The organism is Bacillus sp. CR71 (assembly GCF_003429245.1).
In the GTDB taxonomy this organism is placed as follows: Bacteria; Bacillota; Bacilli; order Bacillales; family Bacillaceae_G; genus Bacillus_A; species Bacillus_A thuringiensis_S.
In genome coordinates, this window is record NZ_CP031748.1 from 3,978,016 (window position 1) to 3,993,808 (window position 15,793).

The window sequence follows — 15,793 nt, forward strand, 5'->3', positions numbered from 1 at the left end:
CATCACTATTATGTATTTATTTCATTTTTATGTATGTTTTGTTACAATCATTTTACAATATGTTTATAAAATGTTACAAGTTATTTTTCACTCTATATAAATTACTCTTTTCTTTTACAAATGTCTATACATATTTACATAAAAGTTTGAGTTTGATAGAATTGTAACTTTTATGTAAACTCTCCCTTTTATCCAGTATATACCATTAAGCAAAAGAAATACAAATCAAAAACCCTCAAGCTATTTTTTATAAAGAAAAATCCCTCAACATAAATAGGTATTTGCCGTGCCACCGCTCCGCTTTTGCACATACATTATGGTGAATTCAACCTATTTTAAAGAAATGGAGGATGTTATTATGTATCCCTACAATCCATATGATCCATATAATCAATATGCGTACCAACAACCACAGTATGACTTACAAGCACAATACCAATCTTATATAGATCACGCAGAGCAAACGAATCCATATGACCAAAATAGACAATTCCAACTTCCAATCTCTTTTCCTGGCACTGGAAATCGTCAATTAGAAAGACGCGTAAATGAGCTTGAACAAAGAGTACGTCAACTAGAAAATACAGTTGAGCGCCATACACGTAGACTAAACCGCTTAAACCAACGTTTACGCACAGTAGAAAACAGACTAAACATTCCATTCGCAGCATTAGAAGACGGATTTTAATCGAGAAAATAAAGTGAAACTTTAATCAACCTTCACCAATCGGGCTTTTACGGGCAGCCCGCCCGGCAAATAGCGGGATAAAAATTATATAAAGGAAGGGGCTCCCCCTTCCTTATATAAATTGACGAAAGTTTTTTCCATCTCTATACTGATAAGAGTTAATGAAATGAAACAAGGTGATAAATATGGATTTTGAAATAAATTATCTTTCCTTTTATGTTGTACAAGTAGAAGGAAAAGGTGAAGCAGTTGATAAACGCTACAAACATTTTCAAACTTTAGACGCTGAAGAATATGAAGATAGCTCCTTAAAAGAATTTTTGAATGGTGAGTTATTAAAAATATCGAAGCGAAAAGTAGAACGTCATGCAAAAACAGAACAAGCCCCAACAAAAATTGGTCGCTTTATTGTAGAGGAAGGGCACGAACTTGATTCAAACCCTCATTACAACCTTTTTAATCGTATTCGCTTTGCAGAAACAAAGGAAAACTTTAAAGATATGAGCGAACCTCTCGTTTATACATATCTTGACACAAGCGCTGTACGCGGTGGTGTATTTTTAATTGCTCAGGCAAAACTACGCAAATACTTTGATGATCCATTCGTATTTGTAATGAAATGCGACTTCGAACCAAAGGTGGCTTCTATTTCTGATGAATCAACACTGATTCGTAACGTTGAAATGGCCATCACAACAAAGAATATGAAATCTATCCAATATCCGTACATGCCTGAAGAAGGTATGGTCGAAGTGGGCGAATTAAAAATTCACCAAGCATCACACGCCCGCTACTTTGAAGACTTCTTAAAATTCGTCGAATATGAACGCTCTATGCCTGAAATTATGAAAACACAAGTAATGGACATGGTATACGACCAAATTGAAGATGTATTTGAAGAAGGTACGGAAGAACGCGAACAATTCGACCAAGCGATGGAAGTATGGGCTGCCAGTCCGAAACGCGAAATTATGGAACAATTTTCAACCGAAGAAGTAATGGAAGCTACCGCTCAAATCGTTGAGCATGCTCCTGAAGTGGAATTAAAGCTAAAAGCAGACCATATTTCTGTGAAGGCGTTACTTGCTGATTTCGGGGATCAAATACATATTGCGAAGGTAAATGACCGATATGTACTTATGATTGAAGCAGACACACTTACATTTGAAAAGGGCTTCTCTCCTATTGAGTTTCTGAAGCCAGATGAGCTGCAAGATGTGATTGAGCGGATTGAGAATAAGCAACAGTATTCGTATGATCCGAACGGGATTGAATAAATCCTTCCATATATCTGTTTTTATTGGGCGCTTTTAATAAGCGCTCTTTTATTTTGAGCTTAGTTGATGTTTATATTAAAAAACGATTCTTAATAGAATCGTTTTTCCTGATTTATAACAAAAATATGCTTATTTTTAAAAATTATTATTGATTCAAGATATCAATTGTCGCAGAATCAAGTAAATTCCTTCCTTGTTGTGCAAGCGTATTTCCATTAGAGTAGTCACTATGTATGTTGGTAAAATGAAAACTTCACTTCACTACCTCAAATTTATTATACTCGTAAAAAGATAATTGAAAACGATATTCCGGATGCTCTCTCACCCAATCGTAGGCTTCTTCTAAAATTTCCATTTTGTTTTGCAAGTCATTAAGTTCACTACATTTGTCCTTTTTCTGTTTGCACAGAGGGCAGAATCCATTTACTATGTCGGCACTTGTCGCCCTAATAGTTTTACTTTTTAAGTCAACTACTAAACGAAGAAGAAGAGAATGCTCAGCTTTTGTAGTCACCGTCATTTCAGCAACCCCATCCTCATTCCAAAAGACACCGTTTAATTCCATCTGTACGGTGACGTCTTTAATATCCAAGTCTATCACTATCACACCTCCCTTGTATAAAACTCATATTTTACTCTTCGATTTTAATCTTTAATACACCACGCTTTAAAGATATATTAAGCTTTTTCCAATTCTTCTTCTTTGCTATGAAAGGAAGTATAATTACTGCTGATAGCGTGGTAAATATTATCCCCAAAACTACAACTGTTACAATGTTAAAGATTGCTTCCATTTAACTGTATCCTCTTTCATTTCTATGGGCTCTAATTTTATGAATGTATTTAAAAATTCTTACCGCCCCTTAATTTTCAAAGCAATTATAATGGCCCAATCACAACAAATCAATTCCTATTTAATATGAATACTTTATTCATCCATCAATATAATGATGTTAAATTTATGTAGCTAGAAATAAAGGAGAATGTCATTTAACCTCTACATTCTCCTCCATCTCAGCCAAATACCTAATCTGCCGTTCTGCTTTTCGCACTGCCGTACGAAAATGTTTTTTCAGCAGTTCTACTGTATTTTCACTTATATAATATCTTTCCGTAATACTTTCCCACGTGTCACTACTTTCAAATGTACTCCATTCAAAAGAGCGTTCTGTATTTTTCTTTAGTTCTTTAAACACCCATTTTCGCATCTTTTTTTTCGCTTTTTCCGTTAGTTTCCCGTCCTTTACAAGTTCCAGTTCGCCATGTCTTTTGTACCGTTTATGAATATCTCTCTCGCTATATACTTTAAGAAGTATATTTGCTGTATTCTCAGCATCTGCTAGAGCTCGGTGCTGTTTCCCTTCCCATGTTAAACCGAGCTGTTCTACTGCAAATTGTAAACTTGGCGTATGTTCAAATAATTCTTCATACGCTTGGAAAACAAATTTTTGCAAATCAATTCTATTTTCTTTTTCTATACTTGGGCATTCAACACCATGTAATGCACAATCATGAGATAGAAAGCGATAATCTTCTTTTCCCCATGAAACAAATATACAATCTTCGCCGATGAACTGAATAAATTTCTCTACAATTTGAGGGAATTTTTCTACACCAATTAAATCTTCCTTTGTAATTCCAGTCAATTTTGTCGTATGACGAGTTAATCGTGCACTTGGTTTTACTAACTCCGAAAACTCTTCAATTATCTTCATTGTACCTATTTTTATTTTTACAGCTCCGATATCAACTATTTCTGACGGATCTTCTGATTTATACGGTCTGAAATTCCTCTCAATATCAAACACAATGAAATGTGTAGCGTTTTTCAATTTATTTACCTCTTTCTAAATTCCTTTTCACACAAACACTCTATTTTCAGTATTTATTTATTCATGTACTTTATACAAAAATACTCCGAATAAATAAATGAAAATTCAGTCTCGTTATGATATGTAAGTAGGAGGACATCTATAAAAATGCAAAAAAAAGAAGGGCGAGCCCTTCTTTTTTCAAAAATTACTTCTTGTTTACGTTAGTAGCTTGAGGTCCACGGTTACCTTGTTCTACTTCGAAAGTAACTTCTTGACCTTCTTCTAAAGTTTTGAAGCCTTCGCCTTGGATAGCTGAGAAATGAACGAATACGTCTTCTCCGCCTTCAACTTCGATGAAACCGAAACCTTTTTCTGAGTTAAACCATTTTACTTTACCGTTTTGCATGAAAAAAATCCTCCTACAATGTACCTATATGTACATATTCATTTTCAACCACCTTACAATAATAAGCCAGATATTAAAAAACTGCAACCCCTGAGGAGATTTAACATTGCTATCCTCCTCGGAAGTTACAGCTCATTTAAATCTCTATATTATTAAAAGTAAAATGGTTTAAATACACTATATCATATCAATATAATAAAAGTAAAGTTTTTTTCTTAAATTATTTTTTGTTCCCACTGCATTGCTTTTAATTCGCCTGATCCGGCTACTACATAACCATCTTTTTGATTAACAATGCGCCATCCGTGCCCTTTAACTGAATCACATACTGTAACAATACCTTCGTCAAGAAGCACACGGCACACACTACTAATACCCGCCTTATTTTGTGTTGAAGTTGTATATAAAACATGTTGATCTACACTTAAGTCTAAATAACTACTTGCTTTCTGCTCACTTTGACATGTATGCCAATATATTTTTTCACTCGCAATACTTTCATCTATTTTACAATAAGAAATATTCCCGCTAACTCCCTTGCACGATCCACTTGCCGCTACTAAATAAGAATTGTGTAAAGTCAACGCGGAGATCATTTGATTCATCGCAATTTTAATCCTCTTTAATTTACGTGTCTTCAAATCAAAGAGCCAAACACCACCATATTTAGCATGTATTTTCGTACCAATAAATAAGTAATGCTTATATAAAAATAACGATCGAATAGACGGTGCCGCACTGCCATACTCAAGAAACGGATGAATAGTCTCCCATGTCGAACCGAAATTATTAGAAAGATACAGCGTTTTTTCTCCATGAGCAATGACAGTTCCTTGTACATTGCTACATACATTCCAACTCGTTGCTTTTGTTGGAAAACGCTGAATTGTCCAGTTCTCTCCACCATTCATACTACGAATAAAAATCCCTTCGTCACCTACACCATAAACTACATTATCTTCGCTATGTAAATCCCTAATTCGTTTTTGAAAACCATTTAAAATTCGTTTCCATTCTCCGTCTTGTTCAATAAATAAGCCATTATATGTAGTAGCTAACAACAGTTTTCCATCTCTTAACTTTGCAATAGCAGTTGCACTTAACATTGTCTCCACGTTGACACTCCCATTCTTAGAACTTCTCAGCAAATGCAATTGCAAAATTACTGCATTTTTCAACATCCTCTTCATCTTCTGGAGCTAATTCAATTTTCAGCCCTTCTTGTACAAGCTCTGCACCGCGTTCTACAAGACGTTCTTCAAATATCGTTACCGCTTCACAAAATAGTTCATACGCCGTATCACCTGATCCGAATACCGCTACCTTTTTCCCAGCTAAATCTATATTTTCTAAGTCCTCATGAAAATCTTCCGCTTCAAATGGTAATTCACCATCGCCCCACGTATAAGATCCTAAAATGATTCCATCATAAGCTAATAATTCTTCAGCATCCATGCCTTCCATTTCTTGCAATACTACTTCATGATCAAAAGCATCTAAACTAACTTTAATTAAATCAGCAATACTCTCTGTATTTCCTGACATACTTGCATAAGCTATTAAAATTTTTGCCACTTTGGCATCCCCCTCTAACATTAAATGATTCTCATTCTCATTATATTAATAATGAGAATCAATTTCAATTGATTTTTTCTACTTTTATTTATATTACTTATTTCAAATAAAGTGAAACTTTAATGAGTGGGAGTTTTGTTCATCCCCCACTCATTATTAGTTGAACCAATCGGACTTTTACGGGCAGCAGGGCCCTCACCTAACTTCTTTGCTTCCACTGAATTTTGAGGTGGGGGGTCTTACTGCCCGGCAAATAGCGGGATAAATAAAAAAGCACAGATGACTATACAATCATCTGTGCTTTTTTATTACTTTTTAAAAATACCAAAAGGCTTTCCTACTGGTAAAACAACTTTTCCAAAGTGTGTATTTAACACTGCTGCTGCTGAACCGTAGAAAGATAATAATGAAATAAGAAGTTCAGAATATGCTGCTAAATTATGCATTGCGTGCGGCATAACACCTAAAGTACTTAATGAAAGACCAATAAATAAGAAATCAATAAGGACAAAGATCATAAATAATACTTTATGTGTTTCCATTGCACCAATCGTCATAAAGATTGTGAAAATCAAATATCCGATAAAGGCTACACCAAGCTGTTTTGAATCTGCAGCTTGTGCTAATTTTTCGCCAAATACTCCAAGTTGAATTAACCAAGTCATTCCAACACCTAACCAAAATAGGCCGTACGCACCAAATGCTGTCGTACCGAATGTATTGTTATGCTTTGCATCGTGAATGCAAGCAAAGATTTGTGCAAATCCTCCTAAAAAGATTGCCCATGGTAATACAAGTGAAACGCCATCTGTTAAGCCTAACTTTTGAGATGATGCTACAAGTGTTACCATTGCTAATCCAAATAGACCAATTCCAGATGGATCCGCTGTTGTCATTTTCACATGATGTGTAGTAGTTTGATTGCTCATATAAACCTCCTGATTATAAACATACTCGAATACAATACTTAAATCAGAAGCCTATGTCAATGGTTTTTTTTGTATGTTGTCAGACGTTATATTTTATAATGATTAAATATATTTCCGACCACTTCATAAGGTTTTATATTCACTTTTTCCAACTCGTTTATCGGTAGCCATAACGGAATATAACTTCCTCTACCTTCCCGCTGAAATTCCTCAGCTGTTCCACTTCCGAACACTCCGCCTGTAATATAGGCACCATAATAATATTCATTTCCTTTATATTTTACCTTTGCAATAAGGTGCTCCACTTTTATATGTAGCCCTAATTCTTCATATACCTCTCTTTTCGTTGCCTCTTCAGGCGTTTCACCTTCCTCAACCCCTCCGCCAGGAAAAACATAATATGTTTCCTCTTCTCGAATACGTTTTATAAGAGCAATTTTCCCTTCCTGTACAATGATAGCCGCCCCGCGATTTCTTATCATTTTATTTCCTCAATACGAATCGCGACTGTTCCCCACTCTTTTTCTTGTTCTTTCGTATATATTTTGTATGTACTTTCTAACATTTCCTCTAAACTATCATTCTCACAATCCAATAATTTTTTATCAATTTGTTCATACATAGATTTAAAGCTCTCGTATCGCTTTATTTCCGTTACTTTTACCGTCATCATTTCTGTCGTCGTAAGATTCGTAAATACGATTTCATCACCTTTGTTTATTAGTTGACGTTTTTTATCGTATAGGCGTACTTCATATACTTTTTTTCCTGATTGAATTGACTGAAACGGTTTATTATATAAACCCATTTCGTATCGCATACATCCCACTCCCTTTTTTTCATTTCACCTATTAATACAGTTCACATTACTACATCTTGCATATAATATTCCATACGTATCGCTTAATTGAGAAAGGAGGCTGAAGAAGCATGTTATATTTAAATCAAAAACCTGAATATAATAAATATGATATTGGTGATTATACTTATAGTAAAGTAGGGCCAACCATTTTTTCTTGGAACGATGAAACAAAATTAAAAATAGGTAAGTTTTGTTCATTAGCAGAAGAAGTCGTTTTCATACTCGGCGGTGAACATCGCGCAGACTGGATAACAACTTATCCATTTAATGCACTTTTTGATGAAGGAGCACATATTACTGGTCACCCTTCTTCAAAAGGTGATATCGTAGTCGGCAATGATGTATGGATCGGTTATCAATCCTGCATTTTATCTGGTGTTACAATTGGTAACGGGGCCATTATCGGCGCCAGAAGCGTTGTTACAAAAAACGTACCCCCGTATGCAATTGTAGCTGGTAATCCTGCAAAATTTGTTCGATATCGTTTCCCACAAGAAACGATTGACAAACTAGAGAATCTCGCATGGTGGGACTGGGACATTTCTGTTATAAAAGGAGCCATTCCATTACTACTCTCCGACAAAACCGACGAATTTTTCACCTCACCCGAAAATGAATCTATATGATTAAAACAGAAAGAGCATCCAATTATTTTTCAGGATGCTCTTTCTGTTTTTATTTTTTATGTCCATGCAAATGATTACACGGAGAACATTGAAATGGAATTTTATCTAAGCAATTAAAGTTTGTTTCACAAATTTGTTCAATCGTTGGAACAAATGGAATGACAACTATGTTACTTTCTACTATTTGTGTAACAGGTGGCAATACTGTGCCTACTTGATGTTCAAAACGAATACTCGCTTGATTTATATAATTTCCTGAGCCATTTGGCGCGCTCTGTACTGCTACTTGGAACGAAACTGTCCTTGCTTCACCAGGATTTAAAATTCCGATAAGAAACCCTACTGCCGGGCTTACATTCGGCACTGGCCTATTATCAACCGTTACACTTCCAGGAACAAATCGAACACTACTATCTAACATATCTTGAAAACGAATATTTTGCATTACAGTATCACCCGTATTTGTGATGACTGTCGTAAACGTAATGACATCTCCAATTGTTGCTGCCTGTAAATCTGCCGTTTTTACGACTGTCGTTGAGACATTTTGAGGAATAAACGGGATAACAACTGTATTACTATCACCTTCAACTACTACTGGCGGCTCATTCGGATTTACAGTTGCGAGCCCATTCGCTGTAGCGGTATTTGTAACTAAATTATTTACTTGCCCTCCTGTTATTACAACTTGGAAATTAATAATTGCTGCATCATTTTGCTGAAAATCACCTAACGGAATACCAGTATTCGGATTAGCAAATGGAAGAGGTACATCATTTACCGTTACCGTACCATTTATAAATAGCGTATTCGGATCAATGATATCTGTTAACACAATATTGGTCACAGGAACTGTACTATCATTTATAACAGCGATTCCGTAAGTGACAACATCCCCTATCATTGCTACTTCAAAGTTTGCTCCTTTTGCAACAAATAAGATTGCAGTATTTACCGTTACAATAACTGTATTGCTCGTGTCCATCACTGTAACTGGCGGCTCTCCTGGTACTAAAATATATTCTGCTAACGCTCCAGCAACGTTTACTACTGTTCCACCATCCGGAAAACTTGTAATCGTAGCTTCATATGTTACAAGTGCCGTCTCACCAACTGGTATATCAGGTATCGTAAATCCAATCTGCGGATTTAACCCCGGTTGCGGAACCCCATTTATCGTTACACTATTTGGAATGAAATCAGCTTCCTGAGATAGCACATCGATAAATTGAACATTCATTGCATCAGCAGTACCAGTATTTAATATACGAACAGTATACGTTACCGTTTCTCCTACACCAACAACTGAATGGTCTACTTCTTTTAGCATATCTAAGCTGCCTCTATTTACCGGCGTAACCGTCGTATTACTTGAATTTGTAATTGTAGACGGAGGTTCTCCTGGAATCAATTCGAAATCTCCCGTTACTCTTGCTGTATTCATAATGCTACTAGAAGGCGGAACTGCGATTACATTTACTTCAAATGTAATTAATACACTATCCCCTACTGCAAGATCAGGCAATGCAAAGCCTACAAATGGATCTAAACCTACTTGCGGAACCCCATTTATTTGTACACTTCCAGGAACGAATTCTAAACTAGGTGATGGAACATCGATAAACTGAACATTCGTTGCTGTTACCGTTCCCGTATTTGTAACTTGCACACTATACGTTAACGTATCTCCTAATCGTGTCGCTTCTTTATTTATAGATTTTATAACGCTGAATCGTCCTCTATTCACTCTAGTTATCGTCGTATTACTCGGCTCTGTTACTACAACTGGTAGTTCTCCTGGCACTAAAGTAAAGCTTCCTGTTATATTTGCAACGTTCGTAATTGTTCCTGATGACGGGATGTTTGTAACTGTCGCTTGAAACGTCACTATGACTGTTTCACCTACCGGTATATCTCCAACTCCAAATCCAGTAATTGGATTTAAGTTTGGTTGCGAGGCTCCATTTATCGTTACACTATTTGGTACAAATGACGCCCCTGCTGAAATGGTATCAACAAACTGAACAGCATTAGCTGTTACTGTTCCTGTATTCGTTATTTGAACCGTATACGTTAATATATCTCCAACGAGAGTAGCAACCCTATTTACTTGTTTAATAACATTAAATTGCCCTCTATTTACAGTTGTAAGTGTTGTATTGCTCGGCTCTGTTACTATAACTGGTGGTTCTCCTGGTACTAATACAAAACTTCCAGTTACATTTGCCGTATTGGCAATTGTTCCGTTTGATGGCGCACTAACAACGGTTACTTGGAAGGTGACTTCTACACTTTCACCTGGATTTATATCTGGAAGCGGGAATCCGTTATTCGGATTGAATCCAGGTTGTAACACACCATCTATCGTTACACTGTTCGGCACGAATGCTATAGAGGAAGGTAATACATCACTATATTGAACATTCGTTGCTGGCACTGTTCCTGTATTTTGAACTACTGTTGTATATGTGATTGTATCGCCTACTGCAACAACCGGCTGACTCACTGATTTTAAAACATTCAAACCAGGCTCATTGATTTCTGTTAATGTCGTATTACTTGTCGTTGTTTCCGTAATAGGCGGTTCTGTTTCACTTACAGCAAATGTAGCTGTAACGTCTACAAAATTAACAATCGTTCCACCTTCTGGTATGCTTGTAACCACTTCCTGATATGTGACAAGTACAAAATCATCGACAGGTATATCTGGAACTGTAAAACCAATGAAAGGATCTAATCCTGGTGCTGGTACCCCGTTTATGCTCACACTTCCTGGTACAAATGCTACACCCGCGGAAGTAGTATCGATAAATTGAACATTCGTCGCTGGCACTGTTCCGAAATTAAAAATCAATACATCATACGTTAATATTTCTCCTACCGTCGCTACTTCTTTATCTACTAGTTTCAATGGAAAAATAAACGCTATATTAATTGCCGTAACGACTAAATTTGTTAATATCGTTTCCGTAATCGGTGGTTCCTGCGGATTTGGTTGTGAAGTAAATGTAACATCTGCATCATTTAATATGACTTCATTATCTGGAATTTCTGTAATCGTCACTTGGAATGTGACCTCAATACTTCCACCAGCGATTAATAATGGAGTAACTGTAAATCCTATTTCTGGATTTAAACCAAGTTGCTGCACTCCACCTATCGTTACACTATTGTCAACAAACGTCGTTCCTTCTGGTATGACATCTTGGAAGAACACATCTGTAACAGGGATAATTCCTACGTTTGAAATGAGCACAGTATACGTTAATACATCCCCAACGGCCCCAGTTGCAACATCAACTGTTTTTGTTGCTGTTACTTCACCAGGAGGAGGTAACGGTATTGTAACTACCGTTGTATTACTTGAATTCGTGGTTGTTACAGGTGGTTGTAAAGGATTTAATAAGAAAGTGGCTGTAGCAGATGCTGTATTTAATACTGCTCCACGTGTAGACGGTGCAACTACCGTAACTTGGAACGTTACTGTCAATGATGTTCCAGCAGCAATATTAGGAAGCGGGAAACCAACATTTGGGTCAAATCCAGGTTGTAGCGTTCCATTTATCGTTACACTGTTTGCTACAAATGTTGTTTCTAAAGCAATTGGATCAAGGAAAGAGACATTCGTTGCTGTTACTGTACCGTTATTCCGAATGACAACAGAATACGTGTAAGTTTCTCCAAGTGCTGCTTGTTGTACAGATGAAGATTTTTGTATATTTAACTGTGCTGTGTTTACTTGCGTCACAACAAAATTACTATTTGTAACAGTCGTTATTGGAGGGTTTGCTGGATTTATAAGAAAACTTGCAGTAACGTTCGATTGGTTTCTTATATTTCCACCGCTCGGAACACTCGTCACTGTAACTTGAAACGTAATCGTAGCCGTTTGCCCGACCGGAATATTTGGTACCGGGAAACCTAGCATAGGATCCGCACCTTGCTGAACAACTCCATTTATCGTCACACTATTTGTTACAAACGCAGTACCAGACGGAATTGGATCTTGAAAACCAATATTTGTTGCAGGAACAGTTCCTGTATTTTGAATAAGAATCGTATACGTTAACGTATCTCCTACACCGGCTTGTGGTGTATTTACACTCTTCATTACATTAAGTGATCCTACATTCACTCGCGTCACAACAATATTACTAATCGTTACAATTGTAATTGGTGGCTGGAGAGGACTTACTTGGAAATCAGCAGTTACATTCGCATTATTCGGAAGAACTCTATTTGGTGGTACACTCGTGATTGCCACTTGAAAAGTGACCGTCACCATACCTCCTACTGGAATATTAGCAAGTGGAAATCCAATTGTCGGGTTTAAACCTGGTTGAGGTGTCCCGTTTATTGTTACACTATTCGCTACAAAAGTGGTTCCAACTGGAATCGGATCAAGGAATGATACATTTGTCGCTGTCACCGTTCCACTATTTTGTATACGAACTGTATACGTTAACGTATCTCCTACACCGGCTTCAGTAGCACTTACACTTTTCATTACATTTAACCCTGAAGAATTCACAATCGTCATAACAGTATTACTTGGTACTGTTACAGTAATCGGTGGCTCTGTTGGATTTACAAGGAAATCTCCAGTTACATTCGCATTATTTACGACATTATTCCCTTGGGGAATTTCATCAATTAATACTTCAAACGTAACAATAACACTCGCGCCAGTAGGCAAATCATTTAATTGGAATCCAAGTTCTGGATCTGCCCCTTCTTGTAAAACACCATTCACAACTACACTATTTTCAATAAATAATGTCCCTTGTGGAATTGAATCTTGGAAAAATACATTTGTAGCTGGTACACTACCTGCATTTATAACTTCGATTGTATATACTAAAATATCCCCTACAGTTGCAACAGCCGTATTCACTGATTTCACAACTTCAAAGTTCCCTGTTTGTACTGTCGTATTCACAACATTACTCGGAACATTGATGGTTACTGGTGGTTCACTCGGATTCACTTGAAAACTTGCTGTTACATTTGCTTGATTTAAAATATCTTCATTTTCTGGATCCTGTACAATTAATACGTCAAATGTGACTACAACTGTTTGAGCCGCAGGAATATTCGGAAGAGAAAATCCTGTATTCGGATTCAATCCACTTTGCGATACTCCATTAATTGTTACAGAATTTGCAACAAATGAAACAGCAGAAGAAATAGGGTCTTGGAAAAATACATTTGTTAACGGAACGTTTCCTGTATTTTGGACGGCAATTGTGTATGTTAAAGTATCCCCTACCGCCGCTTGCGTTGTATTCACTTCTTTTATTACATTTAAACCGCCTGTATTAACTTGTGTCACAACTGTATTCGTTTGTCTATTAATTGTTATCGGTGGCTGATTCGGAATAACGACGAAATTAGCAGACACATTTCCGCGATTCGCAATCGTACCTCCCGATGGTGTAGATGTAACTCGTACTCGAAATGTAACAGTCCTACTTCCGCCAGGAGATATATTAGCTACTGTAAACCCAGTTGCTGGATTTGCCCCAGGTTGTGAAACCCCGTCCACAGTCACACTATTTGCGATAAATGTCGTTCCAATTGGGGTCGGATCTTGAAAAATAACGTTCGTCGCAAGTACATTTCCTGTATTTTCAATTGTAACAGTGTACGTAAGAACATCATTTACCGTCGCAAAAGCTCTATCCACTGTTTTTCTCGTTCTTATATCAGCTATGTTAACGGTCGTAACTACAGTGTTACTTGTCGCTTGCCCTGAAACTGGTTGTTGACCAGGCACTGGAGTAAAGGTAAATGTAGCACTTGCACGATTGGGAATTGGATTGACAAGAGGATTAGATGTTACTCGAACTTGAAAGCGCACTATAGTCGTTTGCGAAGCATTAATACTTCCAAGATTTATACTACTTGCTGGATTCGCTCCTGGGCGTGCTACTCCATTCACTGTAACGCTATTTGGAACAAATGTTGTTCCAGCAGGTATACTATCAACAAAAATAACATTGTTTGCAGTAACGTTCCCATTATTTGTGACATTAACTGTGTACGTTAATACATCATTAAGCGTTGCCGTCTGTAAATCTACAGATTTTTGCATACTTATAGTCGCTTGATTCACTGTCGTTTGTACTGTGTTTGAAGAAGACGTACTTGTAATAGGAGGACTACTAACGAAAGGACGGAATTGATATGACACCATTGCACGATTTAAAATAGGATTTGGGTTCGGAAACGATGTTATTCGTACTTGAAATGTAACAATTCTTTGCGTGTTATTTGGGATTGTGCCTAAATTAATTCCATTAGCAGGGTTCGCATTCGGCTGTGTTACTCCACCTACTGTTACACTACCTGTAACAAACGTCGTTCCGTTCGGAATACTGTCTTGTAATATAACATTTTCTGCACTTCCTGTACCTGTATTAGGAACTGTAATTGTGTAGGTAAGAATATCTCCAACTCCTGCAACTGTTCTATTGACCGATTTAACAGGATTAATAATTGGCCCCGTTGCATCAATTTGAACCCCAAAACCAGCTGCAGCGTATCCATCTCCATTAGTAACGAATCGAACCGTTGCTGATGTTTGATTGTTTACTAAAGATGAGGAGGCATCTACATTTGTAATATCCCACCCCTGTCTTCGGACGGCCAAAGCTATCCCTAACGGCTGATTCAAATCTCCAAACGTGCCACTCGTATCTAAATTTCCACTGTCATTACAAATTTGTGACTGAAAAAAATTATTCGCAGGATTTCTCGGTCCGAATAATGCAACTGTAGCATTTGCATTCGGTCCAAAGCGAAGTTGATCTCCAACAATGTTAGAATCACCTTCTTGAGCAGTTACGAGCACTCGTCCTGTTACAGCTCCTGTAGCTGGAGTAGCAAATCCTGAAATAGTGGCATCAACTGGTGGTGATGAAGCATCAATAATTTCTTGACCTGCATATACTGACAAATTTCGAAGTGGTAAATTGGCATTTTGATACACAACCTCAAGCGTCCATCCAGCTGAACGACTGATTGTTGGGTCGGCTGAAGTTCTTGCAGCTGGCACAGCACCCGTTGTATATGTTCCTGCTCCACCTGCACTAACAAGATTCGTTACATTGGCAGAGCGAGCATAATAAAACTGGTTTCCTACTGAACCTTGCTGCGCGGTAACAGGATCTGGCGTAACAGAAAACGTCCCTGCTGGCGTTGTAAATGTAATGTTATCATTTAAAAATGGTAACACATCTTCCGTATCAGTCCGGAACGTACCAGCCCAAACTAATTCTGCATATAACACACTGCTTCCCGCTGGAAGATTTAAAATTGCACTTGAAGAATTCAATTCCCATTCATCTGTTGTCCCTGCTGGGAATCCTGGTACTTGCAATGCTGTATTTACTGTCGTAAACACAGCAAGTGTACCAAAAATATTACCTGGTGCAGGTGATGTAGGACTAAGTCCCAGTGTATTCCCAGTGAACGTGACGGCACCAGGTACTGTTGTCGTAAAACGATTTATAAAAGGCACACAATCATCTCATTTCATTTATAGTAAAAAGTGCTCTATACTATAAAATGTAGACAACCTATGGGATGTACGTTGTCCAACAAAATTCCGCACA

The 15,793-nt window shown here is 37.3% G+C and carries 13 protein-coding genes; 3 read left to right on the forward strand and 10 right to left on the reverse strand.

The window, feature by feature from the left end; translation table 11 throughout:
* Positions 1 to 358: 358 nt before the first annotated feature.
* Positions 359 to 688, forward strand: a complete 330-nt coding sequence (locus DOS87_RS19860) for a hypothetical protein (RefSeq protein ID WP_000283708.1) — start codon at positions 359 to 361, stop codon at positions 686 to 688.
* 185 nt (positions 689 to 873) lie between these two features.
* The gene (locus DOS87_RS19865; protein ID WP_000345047.1) at positions 874 to 1,965 is read left to right on the forward strand and encodes a DUF3900 domain-containing protein; all 1,092 of its coding nucleotides are present in this window, start codon (positions 874 to 876) and stop codon (positions 1,963 to 1,965) included.
* A 253-nt stretch (positions 1,966 to 2,218) separates the two neighbouring features.
* On the opposite strand, the gene DOS87_RS19870 is transcribed toward DOS87_RS19865, so the two are convergent.
* The 9 genes from DOS87_RS19870 to DOS87_RS19910 all read right to left on the reverse strand — a co-directional run bounded on the left by DOS87_RS19870 (position 2,219) and on the right by DOS87_RS19910 (position 7,509).
* Positions 2,219 to 2,566 carry a hypothetical protein gene (locus DOS87_RS19870; RefSeq protein WP_000566111.1) on the reverse strand — a complete coding sequence of 116 codons (348 nt, stop codon included), beginning with the start codon at positions 2,564 to 2,566 and terminating at the stop codon, positions 2,219 to 2,221.
* A gap of 31 nt (positions 2,567 to 2,597) precedes the next feature.
* Positions 2,598 to 2,759 (reverse strand): hypothetical protein, encoded by a 162-nt coding sequence (locus tag DOS87_RS19875; RefSeq protein WP_000387294.1) that lies wholly within the window; start codon positions 2,757 to 2,759, stop codon positions 2,598 to 2,600.
* Positions 2,760 to 2,951: 192 nt separating this feature from the next.
* Positions 2,952 to 3,797, reverse strand: coding sequence for an exonuclease (locus DOS87_RS19880; protein WP_000786425.1), 846 nt, complete (start codon positions 3,795 to 3,797; stop codon positions 2,952 to 2,954).
* A gap of 187 nt (positions 3,798 to 3,984) precedes the next feature.
* Complete coding sequence (gene cspB, locus DOS87_RS19885) at positions 3,985 to 4,185, reverse strand: cold shock-like protein CspB (RefSeq protein WP_001179150.1); 201 nt, start codon at positions 4,183 to 4,185, stop codon at positions 3,985 to 3,987.
* Between the two features lie 215 nt (positions 4,186 to 4,400).
* A complete protein-coding gene (locus tag DOS87_RS19890; protein WP_000449483.1) occupies positions 4,401 to 5,300 on the reverse strand; it encodes a WD40/YVTN/BNR-like repeat-containing protein in 900 nt (299 codons plus the stop codon).
* Between the two features lie 16 nt (positions 5,301 to 5,316).
* The gene (locus DOS87_RS19895; RefSeq protein ID WP_001062758.1) at positions 5,317 to 5,760 is read right to left on the reverse strand and encodes a flavodoxin; all 444 of its coding nucleotides are present in this window, start codon (positions 5,758 to 5,760) and stop codon (positions 5,317 to 5,319) included.
* 308 nt (positions 5,761 to 6,068) lie between these two features.
* The gene (locus DOS87_RS19900) at positions 6,069 to 6,689 is read right to left on the reverse strand and encodes an acetate uptake transporter (protein WP_000070938.1); all 621 of its coding nucleotides are present in this window, start codon (positions 6,687 to 6,689) and stop codon (positions 6,069 to 6,071) included.
* An 86-nt stretch (positions 6,690 to 6,775) separates the two neighbouring features.
* Complete coding sequence (locus tag DOS87_RS19905) at positions 6,776 to 7,171, reverse strand: NUDIX hydrolase (RefSeq protein ID WP_000620834.1); 396 nt, start codon at positions 7,169 to 7,171, stop codon at positions 6,776 to 6,778.
* Positions 7,168 to 7,509, reverse strand: a complete 342-nt coding sequence (locus DOS87_RS19910; RefSeq protein ID WP_001268365.1) for an ASCH domain-containing protein — start codon at positions 7,507 to 7,509, stop codon at positions 7,168 to 7,170. Before DOS87_RS19910 ends, DOS87_RS19905 begins: the two co-directional genes overlap by 4 nt.
* Before the next feature lie 110 nt (positions 7,510 to 7,619).
* Here DOS87_RS19910 and DOS87_RS19915 point away from each other — a divergent pair, with 110 nt between their 5' ends.
* On the forward strand, positions 7,620 to 8,177 hold the full coding sequence (locus DOS87_RS19915; RefSeq protein WP_000966311.1) for a CatB-related O-acetyltransferase: 558 nt from the start codon (positions 7,620 to 7,622) through the stop codon (positions 8,175 to 8,177).
* 49 nt (positions 8,178 to 8,226) lie between these two features.
* On the opposite strand, the gene DOS87_RS19920 is transcribed toward DOS87_RS19915, so the two are convergent.
* On the reverse strand, positions 8,227 to 15,699 hold the full coding sequence (locus DOS87_RS19920) for a DUF7507 domain-containing protein (RefSeq protein ID WP_098853215.1): 7,473 nt from the start codon (positions 15,697 to 15,699) through the stop codon (positions 8,227 to 8,229).
* Positions 15,700 to 15,793 lie beyond the last annotated feature (94 nt).